The following is a 24,096-nucleotide window of genomic DNA, read 5'->3' on the forward strand; positions in this document are numbered from 1 at the left end:
GCCAAGCAGGGGCAGGGGCACGCGGCTACAATCCGCGACTCTTTTTTAGCCGTGCCCTGCATACATGCGTTCCCATTACTGTGGTCAGGTCACGGAAGCCCTGACCGGTGAGACTGTCACCGTCTGTGGTTGGGTCCATCGCCGTCGCGACCATGGCGGCGTGATCTTCATCGACCTTCGCGACCGCGAGGGTCTGCTCCAGTGCGTGTTCGACCCCGATACCGCCGAGGCCTTCGCGCTCGCGGACCGGTTCCGGTCGGAATACGTGGTCAAGATCACCGGTCGCGTGCGCCCGCGTCCGGCCGGCACCGAGAACGCCAACCTGACCACCGGCAAGATCGAACTGCTGGCCAAGCAGGCCGAGCTGCTGAACCGCGCCGAAACGCCACCGTTCCAGCTCGACGACGACAACGTCGGCGAGGACACGCGCCTCAAGTTCCGCTACATCGACCTGCGCCGCCCGGCGCTGCAGAAGAGCCTGCGGCTGCGCCACGACGTCATTCGTCGCATGCGCAACTACATGGACGAGAACGGCTTCGTCGATGTGGAGACGCCGATCCTGACGCGCGCCACCCCCGAGGGCGCCCGCGATTACCTGGTGCCTTCACGCACCCATCCGGGCCACTTCTTCGCGTTGCCGCAGTCGCCGCAGCTGTTCAAGCAGCTGCTGATGGTGGGCGGACTGGATCGCTACTACCAGATCGCGCGCTGCTTCCGCGACGAGGATCTGCGCGCGGACCGCCAGCCGGAATTCACCCAGCTCGATATCGAGACCTCGTTCCTCACGCAGGTCCAGATCATGGAGATCGTGGAAGGCCTGGTGAAGGAGCTGTTCAAGTCCGTGCTGAACGTGGACCTCGGCCAGCTGCCGCACCTGGCCTACGACGAGGCCATGGCGCGCTACGGCTCGGACAAGCCGGACCTGCGCAACCCGCTCGAGCTGGTCGACATCAAGGACCTCGTCGCGGATTCCGATTTCAAGGTGTTCGCCAATCCCGCCAAGGATCCGAAGTGCCGTGTGACGGCGCTGCGCGTGCCGGGCGGCGCCGAGAAGCTGTCTCGCGGCCAGATCGATTCGTACACCGGCTTTGTCGGCCAGTACGGCGCCAAGGGCCTGGCCTGGATCAAGGTCAACGACACCAGCAAGGGCCGAGAGGGCCTGCAGTCGCCGATCGTGAAGAATCTCTCGGATGCGGCGCTGAACGGCATCCTGGAGCGCACCGGCGCGGGCAACGGCGACCTGCTGTTCTTCGGCGCGGACAAGTCCAGCGTCGTCAGCGACGCCCTGGGCGCGCTGCGCCTGAAGGTCGGTCGCGACGTCGGCCTGGTCTCCGAGGGCTGGAAGGCGCTCTGGGTGGTCGACTGGCCGATGTTCGAGCACGACGACAAGGAAAACCGCTGGATCTCGCCGCATCATCCGTTCACCGCGCCCAAGCAGTTCGATGCCGAAGCGATCCGGGCCAACCCTGGTGCGATCGTTTCGCAGGGTTACGATTTCGTGCTCAACGGCGTCGAACTCGGTGGTGGCTCGGTACGTATCCACCGCACCGACGTGCAGCAGGCGGTGTTCGACCTGCTGGGCATCGGGCCGGAGGAGCAGAAGGAAAAGTTCGGCTTCCTGCTGGAGGCGCTTTCCTACGGTGCGCCGCCGCACGGTGGCTTGGCGATCGGCGTGGATCGCCTGGTGATGCTGATGGCCGGCGGAGCCTCGATTCGCGAGGTCATCGCGTTCCCGAAGACGCAGACCGCGCACGATCCGCTGACCAATGCCCCGGGCACGGTCGACACCAAGAGTCTGCGCGAACTCAACATTCGCAGCACTTTCGTCAAGACAACTGAAACCACGGAGCCGCGGTGACGGTCCAAGCCCCCGCGAGCCTCCCGAGGAAGACAATGCCCAAGATGATCAAGACCGTTGCGGCCAGCTGCGCCGCTGTACTGCTGCTGGGTTCCTGCAGCGGTATCGGAGACGGCGCGAGCCCCGAATCGCTGAAGATCCTCCAGGTCACACCGGAGACGACGTTCGACGAGGCTTTCATCCGCGGCGAGCAGATCCCGGGCCAGGCTTACACCTGCGTCCGCGGGGTGCTGCAGGCTTTCATCTTCTTCGACGATGACGACGTCGGTAACTTCACGCGCCGCGTGAAGTGGAGCAGCAGCGACACGAGCGTCCTGACGGTCAGCAATTTCGACGAGGTCGTTCCCGGCAGTCCGGACAACCGGTTCGATTACGGCTCGATCGCGCCGCTGTCCCCCGGCACGGCCACGGTCACCGCGACGTACCTCAATATGACCGCGACGATCCCGGTCACCGTCGAGGAGGCCGGCGCGATCACGATCACGCCGAACGATCTGAAGATGGTGCCGCGCTCGTTCCAGCAGCTCCAGGCGACGGCGATTATCGCCGGGAAGAAGACCGATCTGACTGCACAGACCATCTTCGAATTCACCAACGCTGACCCGGAAGAGGTCGCGGAATTCGCGACGCTGTCCGAGACCGGGTCCATCGGGGCGATCGCGCCCAGCGCGCCGCTGCCCATCACCGCCAAGCTCAATGTCCGCGGCGGCGCCTGCGCCACGAAGCCGGCCACGACGGCCCAGGCCGATCTGCAGGTCATGGCGATTCCGACGCCTCCGACGCCGAATCCGCAGAAGCTGGGCCTGCGTCTCGAGCCCGAGGATGGTTACGTGGCGACCCTCGCGGAGGGCACCTCGCAGTTCCTCAAGCTGATCGCCCGCTTCGGCGATGCCAACGGCGACGGCGACTCGGACGATGCGAACGAGTTCCAGGACCTGTCCTTCCAGCCGGGTGCGGTGGGTGCGTTCACGTCCTCGGACACCGACGTCGCGACGTTCATCGGCTCGACCCTGCTGGGTCGCGGAACGCTGGTCTACGCCGTGCCCGACAATGCGACGACGGCGGGCACGCCCGAGTCGGACGGCACTTCGGACCTCAGTGCCGTCTTCGGCGCCAGACCCACGGATACGCCGCCGGTGGTGGGTACGACCTCGAACACGCTGCCGCTGCTGGTGCGCGACGTGCTGCTGCGGTCGATCGAGATTACCTCCAGTCCGCAGCGCAATTCGGAAGACGGCGTCTGCAAGGTCAACGAAACGACGTATGGCGCAGTCCCCGCGGAGCTCACCGGCGGCAAGTTCCTGTGCCTGCGCGCCACCGGGACTTTCGGGCCCGACGCGGCCGGTGCCGATTACGTCCAGGACATCACCAAGGACGTGGTGTGGACGACCAAGGCCAGCGGCACGCTGGGCATCACCAGCGGCCGCGTCCTGGGCGCCGGTATTCTTGCCAGCGCAACCAAGGCCCCGACCAGCGGAACGCAGTGCGTGAACGCGACGAGCTGTGCCGAAGAGATCACGGCGACGTTCACGACGAATCAGACCAACGCCACCACCGGCGTTGCGATCACGGTCGTCAAGACCGTTCCGATCACGGTCCTGATCCCCGCAGCGACCGACTGATCGATCGGCGCTCCGCTCAACCCGTGCGCTTCGCGCGCACGCGGTTGCGCGGCAGCGTGAGTTCGAACTCTTCGCCCATCGGCAGCGTGTCCGCGTCGCGGATCACCGTACCGTCCATCGTTCGCGCGATCGAATAACCGCGATCGAGAACCGCCGCGGGATTGAGGCTGCGCAGCAGGGCGTCGCTGCGCTCCAGGCGCTGACGCGTCAGCGCGAGCCTGGCCTTCAACGCCAGCGCACCGCGCACCTGCAAGGCATCGATCCGTGCGCTGCCAGCGGAAAGATCGGCGGCGTAGCGGGTGATCGACAACTGCTGCCGCGCGGCGTTGAAGCGGGACCTCGAGTCGCGCAGATGCCTGAGCATCGCGGCCGACAATCGTGCCTCGGCGTCGTCGACCCGTTGTGCACGCAGGTGCAGGGCACGCGAGGGATGAAGCTGGGCCAGGCGTTGCGTCATGCGCTGCAGGCGCTCGCCCGAGCGCGCCATCGAACGCGCCATCGCGCCTTCGATGGTGCTTGCCAGACCTTCGAGCCGGGCGCCCAGCACCGCGGCATCGGGGGTGATCAGTTCGGCGGCCGCAGTGGGTGTCGGCGCACGAAGATCAGCCACGAAATCGGCGATCGTGGTGTCGGTCTCGTGACCGACGCCGGTCACGACCGGAACCGCACACGCGCGGATCGCGCGCGCCACGCTCTCCTCGTTGAATGACCACAGGTCTTCGAGCGAACCGCCGCCGCGCACGAGCAGGATGGCGTCGACCGGCGCCCGTCGGGGCAGGCCGGCGAGGGCGCGCACGATGGCCGGCGCGGCCGCGGCACCCTGCACGGGGACGGGCCACAAGAACACGCGCAACAGAGGAAAGCGGCGCGCGAAGGCTGCCAGCACATCCTGTACGGCGGCGCCGGTGCCCGAGGTGATCAGGCCAATCGCGCGCGGAAGGCGCGGCAACGGTCGCTTGTGCGCGGCATCGAACAGGCCTTCGGCGAGCAGGCGGCGCTTGAGTTCCTCGAAGGCGCGCAGCAGCGCGCCTTCGCCCGCCGGCTCCATGTGTTCGCAGATCAATTGCAGGTCGCCGCGCGCGGCGTAGTAACTCGCCTGGGCGCGAACCAGCACGCGGTCGCCGTTCTGCGGCGGCGGTCGCACGAGGTAATTGGCGTTGCGGAACATCGCGCAACGGATCTGCGCCTGGGCGTCCTTGAGCGTGAAGTACCAGTGCCCCGAAGACGGGCGAGACAGGTTCGAGATCTCGCCCTCGACCCAGAGCCGCGGCAGCGAATCCTCGACGAGCGCGCGAAGGATTTCCGCCAGTTCGGAGACCGTGTGGACGGTTCGGGATGCGGGAATGTTCAAGAGAGGGCTAGGGACAAGGCGACCTGATCCGTATAATAGGTTCTCGACGGAGCCTTTCATGCGCATTCAAACCGAGGCCCTGACGTTTGACGACGTCCTGCTGCAGCCGGCCTATTCGGAAGTACTCCCGCGCCAGGTCAATCTGACCACGCGCCTTACCTCGCGGATCGTGCTCAACATCCCGCTGCTGTCGGCGGCGATGGACACGGTCACCGAAGCCAAGCTCGCCATTGCGCTCGCGCAGGAAGGCGGCATGGGCATCGTGCACAAGAACATGACGGCCGAACGCCAGGCCGCCGAGGTTCGCGCGGTGAAGAAGTACGAGTCGGGTGTGATCACCGACCCGATCGTGGTGCCGCCGAACATGACCATCGGCGAGGTGCTCAAGCTCACGCGCGCCAACCGCATTTCCGGCGTGCCGGTGGTCGACGGCGAGACCCTTGTCGGCATCGTCACCAGCCGCGACCTGCGCTTCGAGACGCGCTACGGCGAGCCGGTGAGCGTCGTCATGACGCCCAAGGAACGGCTGGTCACGGTCAAGGAAGGCGCGTCGCGCGAGGAAGTGATCGCCAAGCTCCACCAGCACCGCATCGAGAAGGTGCTCGTGGTCAGCCCCGGCTTCCAGCTGCGCGGCATGATCACGGTCAAGGACATCCAGAAGTCGAGCGACTACCCGCTGGCCTGCAAGGACGAGCGCGGTCGCCTGCGCGTCGGCGCCGCGGTGGGTACCGGGCCGGAAACCGAGGATCGCGTCGCAGGACTCGTGCAGGCCGGTGTGGACGTGGTCGTCGTCGATACCGCGCACGGTCACTCGCGTGGCGTGCTCGATCGCGTCACCTGGATCAAGCGCCATTACCCCGACTTGCAGGTCATCGGCGGCAACATCGCGACGGCCGAGGGCGCACTCGCACTGGCCGACGCGGGCGCCGATGCGGTCAAGGTCGGCATCGGTCCCGGCTCGATCTGCACGACGCGCGTGGTCGCCGGTGTCGGCGTGCCGCAGATCAGCGCCGTCATGGCGGTGGCCGAGGCGCTCAAGTCGCGCAACGTGCCGTTGATCTCCGATGGCGGTGTTCGTTATTCGGGCGATTTCTCCAAGGCTCTCGCGGCCGGCGCGCATGCCGTGATGGTCGGCTCGATGCTGGCCGGCACCGAGGAAGCCCCGGGAGAAGTGGAGCTCTACCAGGGCCGCTCGTACAAGTCGTACCGCGGCATGGGATCGCTGGGCGCGATGTCGCAGGCGCAGGGATCGAAGGATCGCTACTTCCAGGACACCACCAGCGAAGTCGAGAAGCTGGTCCCCGAAGGCGTCGAAGGCCGCGTGCCGTACAAGGGCCCGATGGCGGCGATCGTGCACCAGATGATCGGTGGGTTGCGTGCGTCCATGGGTTACACGGGCTGCGGCAGCATCGAGGATCTGCGCACGAAGACGCGCTTCGTGAAGATCACCGCGGCCGGCATCAAGGAAAGCCACGTCCACGACGTGACGATCACCAAGGAAGCGCCGAACTACCGCACGCAGTAGCGGCCAAGCGGGCGATCGCATCGATCGTCCGTCCGTTGTTCGTCGCCTGCAGCGGCGTGCCGCGCGGCCGAACCGGAGAGGATGTCGAGCGATGAAGGACAGCGCACGCACCGCGTTCGTGACCGGGGGCACCGGGTTCGTCGGCATCAACCTCGTGAAGCGGCTGACGAGCGAGGGCTGGTCCGTGACCGCCCTGCACCGGCCGACGTCGAATCTCGATCATCTGCGCCGGTTTCCCGTGCGCCTGGTGGCCGGCGACCTGACCGATACGGCCTCGCTCGAACGCGCGGTGCCCGAAGGCGTCGACACCGTGTTCCACGTTGCCGCGGACCTGAGCTTCGCGGCGGCGGGCGAGGAGCAGCAGTATCGAAGCAACGTGCTGGGAACCCGCCATCTGCTCGGGATCGCGCGCCGCCGCGGCGCCCGCTGCTTCGTTCACACCTCGACGCTGGGCACGTACGGCGGCCGCCCGGGCATCATCGACGAACGCTCGCCGCAGCTCGGCGGCACGTCCCCCCTGCATTACTCGCGTTCCAAGTGGCTCGCCGAGGAGGAAGTGCGTCGGGCCGCGAGCGAGGGCTTCAACGCCCTGATCCTGAATCCCGGCGGCATTCTCGGGCCGTACGATTCACGCACCTGGGGCACGTTCTTCTTCCTGGTGCGCGACGGCCTGCTGCCGTATGCCCCTGATCAGGGACAGATGGTGTGGTGCCATGTCGACGACGTCGTGGGCGCGCAGGTCGCGGCCTCCACGCGTGGCCGGCGCGGCGAGAACTACATCCTGGGTGGCGAATCGGCGCCGCTGCACGTGGTCGCAGCCGAGATGGCCGCGCTGCTGGGCATTCCCAACCGCACCCGCCCGTTGCCGACGGCCCTGCTGGCCGACCTCGCCCGGGCCCAGGCGGCGATCGCAGAGCACACCGGCGAGCCTGCGATCTACACGCCGGACATCGTCGAGGTGTTCTCCGACACCTACGTCTGCCGCTCCGACAAGGCGGTCGGCGAACTCGGCTATCGCACCCACACCCTGCGCGAGATGCTCACCGACTGCCATCGCTGGCTGTGCGACGAGGGCCTGCTCGCCCGTTGAGGCCGGCCCCCGGCCCCGGCGCTAGGGCGTGACCGGATCCGGGTAGCGATAGGCCTGCGGCCGCGACAGCGCGGCGTCGCCGCTGCGGTCGAGCACGAGGCTTGAGGACTCGGCGGCCGCCACCTGCAACACCGCGCTGGCCGTGAAGCCCGCGGCGTCGGCGACGGCATCGACGATGTCACCCACCGCCTGCCCGTCCCCGGCGGAATCGCGGATCGCGGTTCCGGGTGCGGGTACGGCGCCCTTTCCACTGACGCGGAACAGCCGCTTCTTGAGATTGCCCAGGTAGTGCAGACGCGCGACCACTTCCTGGCCCGTGTAGCAGCCCTTGGTGAAGCTGATGCCGCCGATCAGGTCGAGATTCGCCATCTGCGCGACCCAGCGGTCCTGGGTCTCCGGATACACCACGGGCACGCCGGCCTCGATCAGCTCGGCGCGATCGCGCGCGTCGGCGTGCTCGTCGGTCTCAGCAGGATCGGGCAGCACGAGGCTGACCTTCGATCGAAGCACGAACATTCGCAGGCGTCTGGCTACGGGCTCGACCAGGCTGCGCGGCATCCGCAGATCGATCGCATCGGCGCTCCGGACCACGCGTATCACGGCCAGCATGCGGCCCTTGGGACTGTTGTACGAGGCCCAGCCCGCGCATTCGGGCTTCACCGCGGCGACATCGGCGCTTAGCTGGCCCTGCAGGAAAATTTCGGCGTCTGCGCCGGACACGCGCACCGAGGCCCAGGAATCGAGCGCAAAACCAGCCTCCGCCGCGGATCGCGTCGTTAGCGGATGTGGCTCGGAAAGGGAATACGGATCGGTCATTCGTTGCGAGCGCGGCATCGGGTTTGCGAAAATACCAAGGTCCCGAGCCCAGTGTGCCCCGGCCGTCCATGAATGATCGCGTCGATCCCGTCGTCCGCAGCTTCAGACCGAAGCAGGACGATGTTGTTCCGCTCGCGGAATTTCTTGCGAATGCCCGGTTCACGCCAGAGCACTCGACGCCGGCACCGAAGCTGGCACCTGTAGCGACGCAGGCTCCAGGCGTCGTCCCGGAAATCGGCGGCCGCAGAAGCGGCCTGGATCCGACCCGCTACGGCGACTGGGAAAAGGACGGCCGCTGCATCGATTTTTAACCCACGTAGTCCGCGGCGCCTCGTCGCGGATCTTGAAGGTAACCATGTCCACACCCAAACCGTCGTCGGGTCCGAACCGGCCGCTGTCGCCGTTCATGATCGGGCCGTACTACAAGCCCCAGTTGACGTCGATGCTGTCGATCACGCATCGCGTCACGGGCATGGCCCTGAGCTTCGGCACGCTGCTGCTGGCCGGCTGGCTGATCGCGCTGTCGAACGGCCCGGACGCGTACCACGCGTACTCGAAACACGTGATGGCCTGGTACGGGCAGATCCTGCTGCTCGGCTGGAGCTGGGCGCTGCTCTATCACCTGTGCAACGGCATCCGGCACCTGTTCTGGGACGTGGGCAAGGGCTTCTCCCTGCCGGCGGCTTACCGGAGCGGCTATGCCGTCGTCGCCATTTCGGGTGTCCTGACCGTCGCGGTCTGGGCCCTGGCCTACCTGACCTGAGCTGAGGAGTTCGCCATGAGTCTTCGTTCTCCTCTGGGCCACGCGCGTGGCCTGGGTTCCGCCAAGGACGGCACGCACCACTTCTGGGTGCAGCGCGTGTCCGCCATCGCCCTGGTCCCGCTGACGCTGTGGTTCGTGTTCAGCGTCGCCAGGCTGCACGGCGCCAGCTTCGAGCAGGTGCACTGGTGGGTCAGCTATCCCGCCGTCGCCGTGACGCTGGTGCTGTTCATCGCAACGGCGCTGTACCACTCCATGCTCGGCGTGCAGGTGGTCATCGAGGACTACGTGGGAGGCGAAGGCATGAAGCTGACCGCCCTGCTGCTCTCGAAGTTCTTCCACGTCGCCGTTGCCGTCGCCGCGATCTTCGCGGTGCTGAAAGTCGCGCTGAGCTGATCGACATGACCGCTTCCACTTCCTACGAAATCGTTCACCACGAATACGACGTGGTCGTCGTCGGCGCCGGCGGTTCCGGCCTGCGCGCGACGCTGGGCCTGGCCGAATCCGGCCTGAAGACGGCCAACATCACCAAGGTGTTCCCCACGCGCTCGCACACCGTTGCGGCGCAGGGCGGCATCTCGGCGGCCCTGTCCAACATGGGCAAGGACGACTGGCGCTGGCACTTCTTCGACACCGTCAAGGGTTCCGACTGGCTCGGCGACCAGGACGCCATCCAGTACATGACGCGCGAGGCCATCCCCGCGATCATCGAGCTCGAGCACTACGGCCTGCCGTTCTCGCGCACGCCCGAAGGCAAGATCTACCAGCGCCCGTTCGGCGGCATGACCACCGAATACGGCGCGGGCCCGCCGGCACAGCGCACCTGCGCCGCCGCCGACCGCACCGGTCACGCGATGCTGCACACGCTTTATCAGCAGTCGCTGAAGTGCAAGGCGCAGTTCTTCATCGAGTACTTCGCGCTCGATCTGCTGATGGATGCCGACGGCGCCTGCCGTGGTGTCATGGCCTGGGACCTGTCGACCGGCAAGCTGCACCGCTTCCGCGCGCAGATGGTGATCCTCGCCACCGGCGGCTACGGTCGCGCGTATTTCTCGGCGACCTCGGCGCACACCTGCACCGGCGACGGCAACGCGATGGTGCTGCGTGCCGGCCTGCCGCTGCAGGACATGGAATTCGTGCAGTTCCATCCGACCGGCATCTACGGCTCGGGCTGCCTGATCACCGAAGGTGCGCGTGGTGAAGGTGGATACCTGACGAACAAGAACGGCGAGCGCTTCATGGAGCGCTATGCCCCGAGCGTGAAGGACCTGGCGCCGCGCGACATGGTGAGCCGCTCGATGGCCACCGAGATCCGCGAAGGCCGCGGCGTCGGCGCCGAGGCCGATCACATCCACCTGCATCTCGAGCATCTGGATCCGGCGCTGCTGCACGCGCGCCTGCCCGGCATCTCCGAGAGCGCGAAGATCTTCGCGGGCGTGGACGTCACGCGCGAGCCGATCCCGGTGGTGCCGACCGTGCACTACAACATGGGCGGCATCCCGACGCTGTTCACCGGCGAAGTCGTGACGCTCAAGAACGGCCAGCCCGACACCGTCGTGCCGGGCCTGATGGCGGTGGGCGAGGCGGCCTGCGTGTCGGTGCACGGTGCCAATCGCCTGGGCTCGAACTCGCTGCTCGACCTCGTGGTGTTCGGCCGCGCCGCGGCGATCCAGTCGGCCAAGCTGGTCAAGCCCAGCGAGCCGCACAAGCCGATTCCGAGTGCCTCCGAGGACGCCTGCATCGCACGCCTCGACAAGCTGCGCAACGCCAAGGGCAAGACGCTCACGGCGAACCTGCGCCTCGACATGCAGAAGACCATGCAGAAGCACTGCGCGGTGTTCCGCGACGGCCCGACGATGCAGGAAGGCGTGGCGAAGCTGAAGACGATCGTCGAGGTTTTCTCCAACGACCTGTCGGTGGTCGATCGCTCGCTGGTGTGGAACTCCGATCTGGTCGAAGCGCTGGAGCTGGACAACCTGCTGGGACAGGCGCTGGTCACCATCGTCTGCGCCGAGAACCGCAAGGAATCGCGCGGCGCGCACGCCCGCGACGACATCAAGGACCGCGACGACCACGAGTGGCAGAAGCACACGCTCGCGTGGCGCGAGTCCGACACCGGCGTGAAGATCGACTATCGCCCGGTGCACATGAACACGCTGGACTCGGACGTGGACGTGATCCCGCCCAAGAAGCGCGTGTACTAATCAAAGCAAGCAAGCGCGACCTACGCGGATAGCCGAGCAAGCCCATGGCCCAGTTCACCCTTCCCAAGAATTCCACGATCAACCAGTCGGCCGGCCGGAAGTATCCGGCCGCCGCGGGTGCCAAGAAGGTGCAGACCTTCAAGGTGTACCGCTACGACCCGGACACCGGCGAGAACCCTCGCGTCGACAGCTACGAAGTCGACATGTCGCAGTGCGGGCCGATGGTTCTCGACGCGCTGATCAAGATCAAGAACGAGATCGATCCGACGCTCACGTTCCGCCGCTCCTGCCGCGAAGGCATCTGCGGTTCGTGCGCGATGAACATCGACGGCACCAACACGCTGGCCTGCATCAAGGGCTGCGACGAGGTGAAGGGCGACGTCAAGATCTACCCGCTGCCGCACATGCCGGTGGTGAAGGATCTGGTGCCGGACATGACGCACTTCTACGCGCAGCTCGCGAGCGTCGAGCCCTGGCTCAAGACCGATTCGCCGGCGCCGACGCGCGAGCGTCTGCAGAGCGAGGAAGACCGCGCGAAGCTCGACGGTCTGTACGAGTGCATCCTGTGCGCCTGCTGTTCGACGAGCTGCCCGAGCTACTGGTGGAACGGCGATCGCTACCTGGGCCCGGCGATCCTGCTGCAGGCCTATCGCTACATCATCGACTCGCGTGACGAAGCCACCGGCGAGCGTCTCGACCAGCTCGAGGATCCGTTCAAGCTGTATCGCTGCCACACGATCATGAACTGCACGAAGACCTGCCCGAAGGGTCTGAACCCGGCGAAGGCGATCGCCGAGACCAAGAAGATGCTGGTCGAACGCCGGACCTGATACCGCGCGTTCATCGGTTCAAGAAAAGGCCCCGCATGCGGGGCCTTTTCACTTTTCCTCGAAGAACTCGATCGGACTCGTGCGCCCCTAGCCCGGACGAAGTCCAGGGCTGTTCCCCGTCCTTCCTTCCGGCGTCCTATGGAACGCGACCCCGGACTTCGTCCGGGCTACGCAGGCTTTGCGGCGACGCCCAGCATCTGCGCCATCCGCTCGTGGTCGATCTTCAGCACGTCGCCATCCGCCGCCTCGAAGCGCCGCCACGCGACCTGGATCGGATCCTGCGCGGTCGTCGCGATCGGATGCTTGCGCGGATCGTAGTTGCGGCGAAATACCGGCAGTGCGGCGTGCAGCAGTCGCAGCAGCATGTGCACGCAGAACCAGAGCTTTGCGGCGCCCTTGAACGGATTGCGCAGCCAGCCTTCGACTTTCGCCATGTGCGGATAGGTCTTCAGCGTCTGCACCGCGATGTGCGTGAGCGCATGCAGGATCGTCCACTTCCGGTACCACTCGTGCTGGCCGTAGAGCTGCTTGTACACGTCGAACGCGACCGCGCCGTGTTCGATCTCCTCGACCTGGTGCCACATCCACATGGCTTTGAGCGTGGGATCCGAATCCGCGAACCAGCGCTCGTAGTTCTTCAGGATGATGATGCCGGCCAGGAATGTGAAGGTCTCGTAGCCCGCGGTGAATCCGACGAGCTGCTTGAGTGAATCCTTCTCCGCGCGATCGGCGAAATCCTTCGCGGCCTCGGCGTCGTGCCGTCCGACTTTCGGATAGCGGCGCGCGAGTGCCGCGTTGAAGAGCAGGAAGTTCTTCGCGTGGTGCGCTTCCTGTCCGATGATCGCGGTCATGTCGCGACGTAGCTTCGGATCGGTGATGTGCTCGCGGGCCGCGCGCATCGCCTTGATCAGGTAGCGCTCGAAGTGCGGGATGTGCAGCGCGAGTGCGTTGATGAACACCGCGAACTCGGGGCAGGTGCGGCTCCAGACGACGCCTTCGCCCTCCGCCGAGCCCAGGTCGAACGTGAGCGGGCGGACCGGAAAATCGTCCATCGGATGCGATGCGAGCTTGCGCATGAGAAATCTCCCCGCTGGCTGCACTCTGGGTGCGGGGGAGTATCTGCCGATCGGTATGGAAAAGCATCGCGACAGGGCGTGCCCCAGGGGGCTGTTCGTGACCGCGGGAGCGGGATATATCGACGGCTGACCGATCGGAACAGGAGATCGCCCGTGGCCGTGCAGCTCAATCACACCATCGTCTGGTGCCGCGACCAGAAGATCTCGGCTGACTTCCTGAGCGAGATGCTTGGCCTGCCGCCGCCGCGGCGTTTCATGCATTTCCTCGTCGTCGATCTCTCCAACCGCGTGTCGATGGACTACTACGAGACTGGCAAGGCGCCGTCACCGCAGCACTACGCCTTCCTCGTCAGTGATGCGGAGTTCGACGCGAGCTTTCGGCGCATCCGCGATCGCAGGCTCGAGTTCTGGGCCGATCCGGCGCGCACGAAGCCCGGCGAGATCAACCATCACTTCAGCGGACGTGGTGTCTACTTCCGCGACCCGGATGATCACCTGATGGAGCTCATCACGAAGCCGTACGGCGATCCGAAGGACCTCTGACCGTAGCCCGGGTGCAACCCGGGGTTTTTCTCGTCGGATGCGAGCCAGAAGCCCTGGGGTGCACCCGGGCTACGGGATGTCGGTCGCGTCTCAGCGAGCGGATGCAGGAGACGCGGACGCGCCGGCGCGGGGCCAGGCCAGCCACAGCATCAGGACCGCCGGCAGGATCACCAGCACGCAGTCCTGCAGGAAGAAATTCAGCGTGGTGCGGCCGGCCAGAAGATCCCAGACGTGCAGGAACGAATGCGCGATCTGCAGTACCGCGGCCGCGATCGCCGCTGCCGCGCCACGCAGCGGGTCGAGCACGAACCAGATCAGCGCCCAGCTGCAGATGAGATAGGCCAGGCCGATGTCGCGCACGAAGTGCGGATTGAACGGCCCCGTTGGCGGCACGCTGGGCACCAGTTGGTACCAGGTGTCCGGCAGCAGCAGCATCGCCAGTCCATTGATGCCCAGGATCACGGCGACCGTCCAGGTCAGGGCTTTACGCAAGGGCCTCTCCTCCTTTTTTTCTATGTGTGTCTCATGAACTGTCGCGCGACGCCTTCTGCTTCTCGCGCACGTAGTGAGCGCTGAAGCCGCCGTCGGGACGTTTCCGATGTTCCACGTCGAACAGCCCGATCGCAATGACCAGGTCGCTCAACTTCCGGTACGACCAGGTTCGGGAGTCGAAATCGGGTGCCTGTTTCGAGATGTGCTGACCAACGGCGCCCAGGTGCGCCCAGCCGTCGTCGTCCGACTTGGCCTTGATGCCGTTTCGCAGCAGGCTCATCAGCCGGGTGTCGTTGCGCAGTTCCTTGACGCCCTTCTTCTTCGGGGCAGCCTGCTCGGTCGCTTCCTCGGCCGGGGCGAGCAGCTCGGTATAGATGAACTTGTCGCAGGCCGACACGAAGGGCTTCGGCGTCTTCTGCTCGCCCAGGCCGTAGGCCGTCAGGCCGGCCTCGCGGATACGCACGGCGAGCCGCGTGAAATCCGAGTCGCTGGACACGATGCAGAAGCCGTCGAAACGGTTCGTGTACAGCAGGTCCATCGCGTCGATGATCAGCGCGCTGTCCGTCGCGTTCTTGCCGGAGGTATTCGCGAACTGCTGGATCGGCTGGATCGCGTGCTCGGCCAGCACCTTCTTCCAGGAGGCGAGGTTGGGCTGCGTCCAGTCGCCGTAGATGCGCTTGACGCTGGCCGTCCCGTATTTTGCGATTTCGGCGAACAGCGCCTCGGTCATCGGCGCCAGCTTGGTCGTGTTGTCGGCATCGATCAGCACGGCGAGCCGCGCGGTATGGGGGGTTGCGGACATTCGATTCTCCCGTGGCCACCCCAGCCTAGCCGATGCGAACGCCGATCGGCGGGCTGCGCCGCCTGTCCGCATCGTCGACAATTACCGCATGGAAGACGAACGAAGACTGCGCTGGTTGCTGCGTCGCGGCATGAAGGAACTCGACGTGATGGTCATGCGCTACCACGCGAGCCGCTATGCCGAGGCTCCGGCCGCGGAGCGCGCGGCGTTCGCGCAACTCCTGAAGACCGCCGAAGACCCGGATATCTGGTCCTGGACGATGGGCTATGTCGAGACGCCGGCGGAATACCGCGAGCTGATCGAGCAGTTGCGCATCTACCGGGAGGCGCCATGAGTCTGGCGCTGGACGTGACACTCAAGCCCTCGGCGCGTGCCCATCAGCTGATGTTCTGGCTGCACGTGCTGCCGCTGGCGCTGTTGCCGATGGCGATGGAAACCGGTGCGTGGATGGTCGGCGTGGCCTTCGCCATCGGCCTGTCCTGGGTCCGGGTGCGCCGGCATGCGGCGTTCGGCTTCGGCCCGGCCGCCATCGTGCGCATCGCAGTGGATCCCGAGGGCCAGTGGTCGATCTGGAACCCGGCCGGGACGCGGCTCGACGTGAAGCTGCGGCACGACAGCGTGCTGTGGTCCGCGTTGCAGATCCTGAATTTCCGCGACGCCGACGGCCGACGGCGGACCCGCGTGCTGCTGGGAGACGAGGCGGATCCCGATGCGCTGCGCCGGCTGCGCACGCAGCTTGCTGCCGGCGTGCAAGATCCCTCCGATTCGAAAGCCGCTCCATGAAGAAGATGCTGCTGCTGGCCGTGACCATCCTGCTCGGAGGCTGTGCGATGTTCGCGTCGGCGCGTGAACCCATTCCGCTGGCTCCCCACGTCGAGCTGCCGCGTTTCATGGGCGACTGGTACGTGATCGGATTCATTCCGATCTTCCCCGAGCGCAATGCGCACAACCCGGTCGAGAGCTACCGGCTCGACGAGGACGGCACCATCGCAACGACCTACCGCTACCGCGACGGCTCGTTCGACAAGAAGCTGACGAAGAACACGCCGAAGGGTTTCGTCGTGCCCGACACGAACAACGCGCTGTGGGGCATGCAGTTCCTGTGGCCGTTCAAGGGCGAATACCGCATCGCCCACGTGGAGCCGGATTACTCGGTGACGATCGTGGCGCGCAACAAGCGCGACTACGTGTGGCTGATGTCGCGACGGCCGGAGATGGACGACGATTCGTACTCGCGCTATCGCGGCATGATCGCGGCGATGGGCTACGACATGGCCGAGTTCAAGCGCGTGCCGCAGCAGTGGCCGGAGAAGGAGCCGCGGCCGCCGCTGTAGCAGTCCGTAGCCCGGACGAAGTCCGGGACGGCGGACGCCGTGTAGGAAAAGCCCCCGGACTTCGTCCGGGCTACGCAATCCACACGGGCGACCGCGTCCGAAAACGGCCAGACCGCTGCGCCCCGCCGCGCCACAATAGCGGCATGCAACTCGACCCCGCGCTCTGCTACGAGGCCATCAAGTCGCGCGACGCGCGCTTCGACGGCCGCTTCTTCGTCGGCGTGTCCACCACGCGCATCTACTGCCGGCCGGTCTGCACGGCGCGCACGCCGGGTCGCGATCGCTGCACGTTCTTTTCCCACGCCGCAGCCGCGGAAGGCTCCGGATTTCGCCCCTGCCTGCGCTGCCGGCCGGAGCTGGCGCCGGGCGTTGCACCCGTCGATGCGTCGCGTAGCGCAGCGCACTGGACGTTCGCGCGCATCGAGTCGGGCGCGCTCAACGAATCGGATTTCGAGCGGCTCGCCAAGGAGTACGGCCTGTCGTCGCGCCAGCTCCGGCGCGCGGTGGTCGGCGAGTTCGGCGTGACGCCGATCCAGCTCGCCCAGACGCGACGCCTGCTGCTGGCCAAGCACCTGCTCACCGAGACACGCCTGCCGATGGCGACGCTCGCGCACGCCAGCGGGTTCTCCAGCGTGCGGCGCTTCAATGCCTTGTTCACGTCACGCTATGGACTCAATCCGATGCGTTTCCGGAAGACCTCGGGCGAGGCGGCGGGGCAGGGTGTGACGTTGAGACTCGCCTATCGTCCGCCGCTGGCCTGGGTCGAGCTGCGTTCCTTTCTCGTCGGTCGTGGTGCCGTCGGCGTCGAGTGCGCGGAGGGCAACCGCTATCTGCGCACCGTGCATCTGGATGGCCGTCGCGGCTGGATCGCCGTGCAGCCGGCCGAGGGACGCAACCTGCTCGAGGTGGAGATTTCGGCCGACCTGGTGCCGGTGCTGGCCAAGCTGCTGCCGCGCATTCGCCGGCTGTTCGATCTCGACGCGCACCCCGGGCTGATCGATCAGACCTTGTCGCAGGATCCTCGCCTCGCGCCGCTGGTGGCGGCACGTCCGGGTCTGCGTGTGCCGGGTGCGCTCGACGGATTCGAACTCGCGCTGCGCGCAGTGCTCGGGCAGCAGGTCACCGTGAAAGCCGCGACGACCTTGTTCGGGCGTTTCGCGCGCGCCTACGGAGAGCCGGCGCAGACGCCGTACGCGGGACTGCTGTACTACGCGCCGCAAGCCGAGCGCATCGCGCGCGCCGAACTGCAGGAACTGATCGACCTGGGTCTCACGCAGCGACGCGCGCAGACGATTTCCGACATGGCGCGTGCGGTGGCCAGCGGAGAACTGGATCTCGACGGTGGCATGCGCATCGAGGCCAGCCTCGAGCGATTCCAGAAGATTCCGGGCATCGGGCCGTGGACCGCACAGTACGTCGCGATGCGCGCACTGCGCGACCCCGACGGGTTTCCGTATTCCGATCTGGGCGTCATGAAAGCGGTTGGACTCACGCGTCCGGCGCAGGTCATCGCCACCGCGGAGCGTTGGCGGCCGTGGCGTGCGTACGCGTCGTTGCACCTGTGGCTGGGACTCGCATCCGGGGGATGAGCAACATCATGGAAACCACGCGCCGTCATACGCGTATCGACAGCCCCATCGGGCCGATCCTGCTGATCGCCGAGGACGGCCTGCTGTGCGGGCTGTACATGAAGATCGAAACCGGCTGGTTGCCGCGCACCGAGCTGGGGCCGCGCGACGACGGCATCGTGCCAGAGGCGCGTCGCCAGCTCGCCGAGTACTTCGCGGGCGAGCGCCGGGAGTTCGATCTCGAGTTGAAGATGCTGGGGACCGAATTCCAGAAGCGGGTGTGGGAAGCGCTGCTGGAAATCCCGTTCGGCGAGACGCGCAGCTACGGCCAACAGGCCCGGCGCATCGGTCTGCCGGATGCGCCGCGCGCGGTGGGCGCGGCCAACGGACAGAACCCGATCTCGATCATCGTGCCCTGCCATCGGGTGATCGGCGCCAACGGCGCGCTGACGGGTTACGGCGGCGGGATCGAGCGCAAGCGATGGCTGCTCGCGCACGAGGGACAGCAGCAGAACCTCATCTGAGTAGCCCGGACGAAGTCCGGGGTCGTCGCCGTCGATGTAGCGGCCATCCCGGACTTCGTCCGGGCTACAGGTCCGATCAGGTGTCGCGACCCGGCAGCACGGTGGGAAGCGCAGCGTCGACCTTGTCCGGGTAGTCGAGCGTGTAGTGCAGCCCGCGGCTCTCCTTGCGCATCAGCGCCGAGCGCACGATCAGCTCGGCGCAGACCACGAGGTTGCGCAGCTCGATCAGGTGGTGGCTGACGCTGTAGTTGCCGTAGTAGTCCTGGATCTCGCGCTTGAGCAGTTCGATGCGATTGAGCGCGCGCTCGAGGCGCTTGGTCGTGCGCACGATACCCACGTAGTCCCACATGAACGTGCGCAGCTCCAGCCAGTTGTGCGAGACCACGACGTCCTCGTTGGAATCGCGCACGCGCGAGGCGTCCCAGGGCGTGAGCGCTGGCGGCTCCGGCAGCTTGTCGAGCCGGTTGAGGATGTCTTCGGCGGCCGCGGTGGCGAACACCAGGCATTCGAGCAGCGAGTTCGATGCCAGGCGGTTGGCGCCGTGCAGGCCGGTGCAGGCGACTTCACCGATCGCATACAGATTGCTGATGTCGGTGCGCGCGCGAAAATCCGTCACCACGCCGCCGCAGGTGAAATGCGCGGACGGCACCACTGGAATCGGTTCCTTGGTGATGTTGATGCCCAGTTCCAGGCAGTGTGCGTAGATCCCGGGGAAATGATTCTTCAGCAGGTCCGCCGGCAGGTGCGTGACGTCGAGCAGCACGTGGCGCAGGCCCAGGCGCTTCATCTCGTGATCGATGGCGCGGGCCACGATGTCGCGCGGGGCGAGTTCGGCACGTTCGTCGAACCGCAGCATGAAGCGCTCGCCCGGCGCACCGTTCTCTCCCGGCAGGCGCAGGTAGCCGCCTTCGCCGCGCAGCGCCTCGGTGATCAGGAAGGCGCGCGAGTCCTTGTGATACAGGCAGGTCGGATGGAACTGCATGAATTCCATGTTCGACGCGCGGCAGCCCGCGCGCCATGCCATCGCGATGCCGTCGCCCGACGCGCCGTAGGGATTCGACGAGTACAGGTAGACCTGGTTGGCGCCGCCGGTGCACAGCGCGACGACCTTGGCGGGCACCGCCTCGACCTCGTGCGTCGAGCGATCGTAGAGATAAACGCCCTGCACGGATTTCGATGTGCGGTCGACGATCAGGTCGAGCGCGACCGCGCGTTCGCGGATGCGGATGTTCGGGTGGTTGGAGGCCAGCGATGCGAGCGTGGTCTCGACGGCGCGGCCGGTGGAATCGGCCGCATGCACGACGCGACGATGGCTATGGCCGCCTTCGCGCGTCAGGTGCAGGCGCGAACCCGAGGGGTCGTCGTCGTCGCGGGTGAAGGACACGCCCTGGGCGACCAGCCAGCGGATCGCGTCGGGGCCGCGCTCGACGGTGAAGCGCACGGCCTTCTCGTCGCACAGCCCGCCGCCGGCGATCAGGGTGTCGCGGACATGGGCTTCGAGCGAGTCGCCCGCGTCCAGGACGGCCGAGATGCCGCCCTGCGCCCACAGCGTGGAGCCGGACTCCAGCCGCGTCTTGGAGACGACCGTGACCTGCCGTCCCGCCTGCGCCAGGCGCAGGGCCAGGGTCAGGCCGGCGGCGCCGCTGCCCAGAATCAATACGTCCGAACCCATCCCCGACGAGCCCCGCTTGGTAGACTTGCGGGATTATGAACGCGGAACGAGGGAGCGATGGCTGGTGAAGGCCATCGGACTTAGGACGACCGTTCCGCAACACCCCTGTCGATGAGCGAAGAACCACCTGGAATCGACGAGCAGCTCGTCGAACGTGCGCAAGCGGGTGACCGTCGCGCGTTCGAACTGCTCGTCAGGAAGTACCAGTACAAGATCATTCAGTTGGTCGGGCGTCTCGTGGGCGACGCCGACGCGCCGGACGTCGCACAGGAAACCTTCATCAAGGCCTGGCGCGCGCTCAATGGTTTCCGCGGGCAGAGCGCGTTCTACACCTGGCTGTACCGGATCGGCATCAACACCGCCAAGAACCACCTCGTTGCGCGTGGGCGCCGGCCGAGCAATCAGGACATCGATGTCGAGGATGCCGAGCAGTTCGGGCATACCGAGCAGATGAGCGACGTCGACACGCCCGAGGCGGTGCTGCTGTCCGAGGAGATCAAGGACAAGGTCACCCAGACGATCGCCAAGCTGCCGCCGGATCTGCGCCAGGCGATCACGCTGCGCGAACTCGAGGGGCTTTCGTACGAAGAGATCGCCGAGGTCATGAATTGTCCGATCGGTACCGTTCGCTCGCGTATCTTCCGGGCGCGCGAAGCCATCGATCTCGTGCTCAAGCCACTCATCGAGTGATTGATGGAAAACCCTTCCTTTCGTCGTGCGCGCGGAACTTTCCCGTTAAGCTGCGGTTTAGCTGAGGTACGTCGTGCGAACCGTGGCGAACTGACCTAGAAGATGGTGTCCCCAATGCCTCAGGATTCCCTGTCTGCGTTGCTTGATGGCGAATGTTCCAGCGCGGAGCTGGATCGCCTTCTGGACGAACTGGACCGTTCGCCCGAGCTGGGCGTGCAGTGGAGCCGCCTTTGCCTGGTGCGCGAAGCCGGCGTCGGTACCCGTATCGCCAAGCAGCAGCCCTGCATCTGCGCTGACGTGATGGGCAAGCTGGACGCCATCCCCGCCACCGCCAACGCCAAGGTCGTGGACCTTGCCGTGCACAAGGCCAACCGGCGCGGCCGCATGGCCTCCATCTGGAAGCCCGCCATCGGGTTCGCCGCCGCCGCTTCGGTCGGAGCCGCCGCGGTGATGTTCATCCAGCCTCAGAACGGTCCGGCCAGCGGTGGCCGTGACTCCAACATGATTCCGGCGGGCACCGTGGCCAGCTGGTCGCAGACACCGGAGTTGCGCACCGTCGCGACGACCGACGACGCGCACTCGCAGATGCTCCGCGAGTATTTGATGGATCACAGCAACGCGATCGCCGACGAAGGCGTGGGTGGCACCCTGAGGTACGCGCGCTTCGCCGCGCACACGGCCGAATACCGGTCGCAGACGGACGATCAGCCTTGAAGAGCGCTCGTCGTCTCGCGTGTCTTGCGGCCGGCCTGGTGCTGGCTTCCGGAGCGCGGGCCGGAGACGAGGCCGGCGACTGGCTGGTGAAGATGAGCCAGGCGGCCCGGATGGCGAATTACGAGGGCGTGCTGGTGTATCGGGGCGACGACATCCTCGAGACGTTCCGCGTCACGCACCGGTTCGAGGACGGCTCCGAGCGCGAGCGCGTGCAGTCGATGACGGGCGAAGTCCGCGAAGTCCTCAAGCAGAACAACAAGGTCACCTGCCTGCTGCCCAAGGACCAGCGCCTGACGGCGAATCGTCCGACCACGCCCAAGAGCCTGTTCAAGCCTCTTTCGCAGGAGCGGCTGAAGCAGATCGCCGGTGTCTACGAACTCAAGGAACTGGGCAAGGCGCGCGTGGCGGGCCGCAACTGCCGCGGTATCGCGATCGCGCCCCGCGACGAGTTCCGCTACGGCTATGAACTGTGGGCCGACAGCGAATCCCGAGTTCCGCTCAAGCTGAGTCTGGTGGCGCCGGATGGCCGCCTGCTCGAGCAGATGTTCTTCACCGAAGTCCGTTTCCCGGCCAGCATCCCCGAATCCGCGTTCGCGCAGGACGTGCCGGCCGACCAGGCCCGCCAGTCCACCGCAGCCGCCGCGGATGCCATCGCGCAGGCCCATGAGCGCGAGCCGGTCGCCGAGGAGACGACCGCCGAGGCGGCTTCGGCCCAGTTCAGCAAGTTGCCGCCGGGTTTCCGCGTCGTTCGACGCGAAATCCGCGCGTCTCCGGCCGGTGTACGCGAGCATCTGCTGCTGTCGGATGGGCTGAGCGCGATTTCCGTCTACCGGGTACTACGCACTGCGCCGGAAGCGACCACCACCGCGTCGGCGGACCACCGCATCGACCAGATGGGTCCGTTGAATGCCTACAGCCGTTCGGTCGGACAAGTGCAGATCACGGTCGTCGGTGAGGCGCCGCGCCGCACCATCAAGATGATCGGCGACAACATCGATACCGCCTTTGCGCCGTTGACGGCGCAAGCCTCGACGCCCTGACGGGCGCAGACGTTCCACCAGGGCCGGCTTTCGCCGACCGGGACGCGCAGGCGGAGGGAGACGGGCGATTCGCTAGAATCCGCCCGGTGCTTCGCCCTCTCGAAGCTTTCTACCGGAGTGATGGATGCCAGCCCTGCGGACGTCCGTATTCGCACTGACGACGCTGCTGCTGGCCGGCAGCCTGGCGAGTTGCTCGCGAAACGATCACGGACTTCCTGATTTCGCGGACCTGGTCGAGAAGAACAGTCCCTCGGTCGTCAACATCAGCACGGTGGCGTCGGAACAGGTCAGTGTCGCGCCCGAGGCCGACGAGCAGAATCCGGAATGGTTTCGTCGGTTCCTCGAAGAGCATGCGCCGCCAGGGCAGGGTGGAGACGAGCCCGCCGAAGAAGCCGATGTCCCGCAGGCCGAGCCGCTCGGTTCGGGGTTCGTGCTGTGGGAAGAGGGCTACGTGCTGACCAATTACCACGTGGTCCAGGGTGCGCGGGAAGTGATCGTGCGGCTGATGGACCGGCGTCAATTCACGGCGCGGATCGTGGGAACCGACAAGTCGACCGATCTCGCCCTGCTCAAGGTCGATGCCAAGGGATTGAAGGCAGTCAAGATTGGCGACACGCGCAAGCTGCGGCCGGGACAGTGGGTCTTCGCGATCGGATCGCCGTTCACGTTCGACTACTCGGTGACGGCCGGCATCGTGTCTGCCAAAGGACGCAACCTGCAGTCCGAGCAGTACGTGCCGTTCATCCAGACCGACGTGGCGATCAACCCGGGCAATTCCGGCGGGCCGCTGTTCAATCTCGATGGCGAAGTGGTCGGCATCAATTCGCAGATCTACTCGCAGTCCGGCAGCTTCCAGGGCGTCAGCTTCTCGATCCCGATCGATGTGGCGGCCAAGGTCGCGCGCCAGCTGCGCGATACCGGCAAGGTCACGCGCGGCTGGCTGGGCGTGGTCGTGCAGGAGGTGGATCGCAACCTTGCCCAATCCTTCGGCATGGACAAGCCCGAGGGTGCGCTGGTGTCGCGCGTGATGCCCTCCAGTCCTGCGGAAGAAACAGGCATCAAGCCGGGCGATGTGATCCTTTCGTTCAACGGCGAACCCTTGCCGACGTCGGGCAGCCTGCCGCCGCTGGTGGGCAGCGTTGATCCTGGCCAGATCGTGTCGCTGAACATCGTGCGTGACGGCAAGCCGATCGAATTCAAGGTGGAGATCGGCGTCCTCGACGAGTCCGACGCCGGGCCGGATCCCGAAGTGCCGAAGTCTCCGCCACCCCGCGTCGAGCCCCCGCGGGATGCGCCGATCGGCCTTGTCGTCAGTCCGCTGACGGACGAGCAGCGCCGCACCTTGCGCGTCCTGTCGGGCGGCGTGCGCGTGGAGCAGGTTTCCAGCGGCGGCCCCGGGTTTGCGGCCGGCGTCCGCCCGGGCGATGTGATCCTGACCATCGCGGGCCAGGAAGTGAACTCGCGGGAGCGATTCGCCGACGTCGTCCGCCAGCTCACGCCGGGGGCGACGGTGCCGATGCTGGTCAGTCGTGACGGAGCGCCGTCGTTCTTCCCGCTCGAGCTGCCGCCGGCCGGCGGCGGCTGA

The 24,096-nt window shown here is 66.5% G+C and carries 25 protein-coding genes; 19 read left to right on the forward strand and 6 right to left on the reverse strand.

Annotation, left to right across the window (positions count from 1 at the left end; all coding sequences use genetic code 11):
• Window positions 1–64 precede the first annotated feature (64 nt).
• A complete protein-coding gene (gene aspS / locus DFR24_RS21115; protein ID WP_133883417.1) occupies window positions 65–1,858 on the forward strand; it encodes an aspartate--tRNA ligase in 1,794 nt (597 codons plus the stop codon).
• Window positions 1,859–1,893: 35 nt separating this feature from the next.
• The gene (locus DFR24_RS21120; RefSeq protein ID WP_133883418.1) at window positions 1,894–3,480 is read left to right on the forward strand and encodes a hypothetical protein; all 1,587 of its coding nucleotides are present in this window, start codon (window positions 1,894–1,896) and stop codon (window positions 3,478–3,480) included.
• Between the two features lie 16 nt (window positions 3,481–3,496).
• Here DFR24_RS21120 and xseA read toward each other — a convergent pair whose 3' ends face one another.
• Window positions 3,497–4,831: an exodeoxyribonuclease VII large subunit gene (xseA, locus tag DFR24_RS21125; RefSeq protein ID WP_246051741.1), complete on the reverse strand. Its 1,335-nt coding sequence runs from the start codon at window positions 4,829–4,831 to the stop codon at window positions 3,497–3,499.
• Window positions 4,832–4,889: 58 nt separating this feature from the next.
• On the opposite strand from xseA, the gene guaB reads away from it, so the two are divergent.
• Both guaB and DFR24_RS21135 read left to right on the forward strand, forming a co-directional pair.
• On the forward strand, window positions 4,890–6,356 hold the full coding sequence (gene guaB, locus DFR24_RS21130) for an IMP dehydrogenase (RefSeq protein ID WP_133883420.1): 1,467 nt from the start codon (window positions 4,890–4,892) through the stop codon (window positions 6,354–6,356).
• A 91-nt stretch (window positions 6,357–6,447) separates the two neighbouring features.
• The gene (locus DFR24_RS21135) at window positions 6,448–7,446 is read left to right on the forward strand and encodes an NAD-dependent epimerase/dehydratase family protein (protein ID WP_133883421.1); all 999 of its coding nucleotides are present in this window, start codon (window positions 6,448–6,450) and stop codon (window positions 7,444–7,446) included.
• A 21-nt stretch (window positions 7,447–7,467) separates the two neighbouring features.
• Here DFR24_RS21135 and ygfZ read toward each other — a convergent pair whose 3' ends face one another.
• Window positions 7,468–8,166: a CAF17-like 4Fe-4S cluster assembly/insertion protein YgfZ gene (gene ygfZ / locus DFR24_RS21140; protein WP_162851360.1), complete on the reverse strand. Its 699-nt coding sequence runs from the start codon at window positions 8,164–8,166 to the stop codon at window positions 7,468–7,470.
• Window positions 8,167–8,453: 287 nt separating this feature from the next.
• Between ygfZ and DFR24_RS25430 the strand changes: the two genes are divergently transcribed.
• The 5 genes from DFR24_RS25430 to DFR24_RS21165 are packed head-to-tail and all read left to right on the forward strand — an operon-like array spanning window position 8,454 to window position 12,056.
• Entirely contained in the window at window positions 8,454–8,573 is a 120-nt protein-coding gene (locus tag DFR24_RS25430; RefSeq protein WP_366518957.1) for a DUF1674 domain-containing protein, read from the forward strand.
• Window positions 8,574–8,617: 44 nt separating this feature from the next.
• Complete coding sequence (sdhC, locus tag DFR24_RS21150; RefSeq protein WP_133883424.1) at window positions 8,618–9,025, forward strand: succinate dehydrogenase, cytochrome b556 subunit; 408 nt, start codon at window positions 8,618–8,620, stop codon at window positions 9,023–9,025.
• 15 nt (window positions 9,026–9,040) lie between these two features.
• Window positions 9,041–9,418: a succinate dehydrogenase, hydrophobic membrane anchor protein gene (gene sdhD / locus DFR24_RS21155; protein ID WP_133883425.1), complete on the forward strand. Its 378-nt coding sequence runs from the start codon at window positions 9,041–9,043 to the stop codon at window positions 9,416–9,418.
• Between the two features lie 5 nt (window positions 9,419–9,423).
• Window positions 9,424–11,226, forward strand: a complete 1,803-nt coding sequence (gene sdhA / locus DFR24_RS21160) for a succinate dehydrogenase flavoprotein subunit (protein ID WP_133883426.1) — start codon at window positions 9,424–9,426, stop codon at window positions 11,224–11,226.
• Between the two features lie 44 nt (window positions 11,227–11,270).
• Window positions 11,271–12,056: a succinate dehydrogenase iron-sulfur subunit gene (locus tag DFR24_RS21165; protein ID WP_133883427.1), complete on the forward strand. Its 786-nt coding sequence runs from the start codon at window positions 11,271–11,273 to the stop codon at window positions 12,054–12,056.
• Window positions 12,057–12,223: 167 nt separating this feature from the next.
• Here DFR24_RS21165 and DFR24_RS21170 read toward each other — a convergent pair whose 3' ends face one another.
• Window positions 12,224–13,132, reverse strand: a complete 909-nt coding sequence (locus DFR24_RS21170) for a metal-dependent hydrolase (protein WP_162851361.1) — start codon at window positions 13,130–13,132, stop codon at window positions 12,224–12,226.
• A gap of 153 nt (window positions 13,133–13,285) precedes the next feature.
• Here DFR24_RS21170 and DFR24_RS21175 point away from each other — a divergent pair, with 153 nt between their 5' ends.
• Window positions 13,286–13,675, forward strand: a complete 390-nt coding sequence (locus DFR24_RS21175; protein WP_133883429.1) for a VOC family protein — start codon at window positions 13,286–13,288, stop codon at window positions 13,673–13,675.
• Window positions 13,676–13,765: 90 nt separating this feature from the next.
• On the opposite strand, the gene DFR24_RS21180 is transcribed toward DFR24_RS21175, so the two are convergent.
• The gene (locus tag DFR24_RS21180) at window positions 13,766–14,167 is read right to left on the reverse strand and encodes a hypothetical protein (RefSeq protein WP_133883430.1); all 402 of its coding nucleotides are present in this window, start codon (window positions 14,165–14,167) and stop codon (window positions 13,766–13,768) included.
• 31 nt (window positions 14,168–14,198) lie between these two features.
• A complete protein-coding gene (locus tag DFR24_RS21185) occupies window positions 14,199–14,969 on the reverse strand; it encodes an NYN domain-containing protein (protein WP_133883431.1) in 771 nt (256 codons plus the stop codon).
• A gap of 88 nt (window positions 14,970–15,057) precedes the next feature.
• Here DFR24_RS21185 and DFR24_RS21190 point away from each other — a divergent pair, with 88 nt between their 5' ends.
• The 5 genes from DFR24_RS21190 (at window position 15,058) to DFR24_RS25210 (ending at window position 18,395) form a co-directional block, all read left to right on the forward strand.
• Window positions 15,058–15,303: a succinate dehydrogenase assembly factor 2 gene (locus DFR24_RS21190; protein WP_133883432.1), complete on the forward strand. Its 246-nt coding sequence runs from the start codon at window positions 15,058–15,060 to the stop codon at window positions 15,301–15,303.
• Window positions 15,300–15,752 (forward strand): protein YgfX, encoded by a 453-nt coding sequence (locus DFR24_RS21195; RefSeq protein ID WP_133883433.1) that lies wholly within the window; start codon window positions 15,300–15,302, stop codon window positions 15,750–15,752. The genes DFR24_RS21190 and DFR24_RS21195 overlap by 4 nt, the downstream gene beginning before the upstream one ends.
• Complete coding sequence (locus DFR24_RS21200; protein WP_133883434.1) at window positions 15,749–16,303, forward strand: lipocalin family protein; 555 nt, start codon at window positions 15,749–15,751, stop codon at window positions 16,301–16,303. The genes DFR24_RS21195 and DFR24_RS21200 overlap by 4 nt, the downstream gene beginning before the upstream one ends.
• A gap of 143 nt (window positions 16,304–16,446) precedes the next feature.
• Entirely contained in the window at window positions 16,447–17,892 is a 1,446-nt protein-coding gene (locus DFR24_RS21205) for a DNA-3-methyladenine glycosylase 2 family protein (RefSeq protein WP_133883435.1), read from the forward strand.
• The gene (locus tag DFR24_RS25210) at window positions 17,889–18,395 is read left to right on the forward strand and encodes a methylated-DNA--[protein]-cysteine S-methyltransferase (RefSeq protein WP_133883436.1); all 507 of its coding nucleotides are present in this window, start codon (window positions 17,889–17,891) and stop codon (window positions 18,393–18,395) included. Before DFR24_RS21205 ends, DFR24_RS25210 begins: the two co-directional genes overlap by 4 nt.
• Window positions 18,396–18,471: 76 nt before the next feature.
• Here the strand turns inward: DFR24_RS25210 and nadB are convergent, their stop codons facing one another.
• A complete protein-coding gene (gene nadB / locus DFR24_RS21215; protein WP_133883437.1) occupies window positions 18,472–20,067 on the reverse strand; it encodes an L-aspartate oxidase in 1,596 nt (531 codons plus the stop codon).
• Window positions 20,068–20,178: 111 nt separating this feature from the next.
• Here nadB and rpoE point away from each other — a divergent pair, with 111 nt between their 5' ends.
• From rpoE to DFR24_RS21235, 4 genes are all read left to right on the forward strand, one after another.
• The gene (gene rpoE / locus DFR24_RS21220; protein ID WP_133883438.1) at window positions 20,179–20,757 is read left to right on the forward strand and encodes an RNA polymerase sigma factor RpoE; all 579 of its coding nucleotides are present in this window, start codon (window positions 20,179–20,181) and stop codon (window positions 20,755–20,757) included.
• A 114-nt stretch (window positions 20,758–20,871) separates the two neighbouring features.
• Window positions 20,872–21,471, forward strand: a complete 600-nt coding sequence (locus tag DFR24_RS21225) for a sigma-E factor negative regulatory protein (protein ID WP_133883439.1) — start codon at window positions 20,872–20,874, stop codon at window positions 21,469–21,471.
• Window positions 21,468–22,511, forward strand: coding sequence for a MucB/RseB C-terminal domain-containing protein (locus DFR24_RS21230; RefSeq protein WP_133883440.1), 1,044 nt, complete (start codon window positions 21,468–21,470; stop codon window positions 22,509–22,511). The genes DFR24_RS21225 and DFR24_RS21230 overlap by 4 nt, the downstream gene beginning before the upstream one ends.
• A 124-nt stretch (window positions 22,512–22,635) precedes the next feature.
• Window positions 22,636–24,096: a DegQ family serine endoprotease gene (locus DFR24_RS21235; protein WP_133883441.1), complete on the forward strand. Its 1,461-nt coding sequence runs from the start codon at window positions 22,636–22,638 to the stop codon at window positions 24,094–24,096.

The organism is Panacagrimonas perspica (assembly GCF_004364935.1).
Taxonomy (GTDB): domain Bacteria; phylum Pseudomonadota; class Gammaproteobacteria; order Nevskiales; family Nevskiaceae; genus Panacagrimonas; species Panacagrimonas perspica.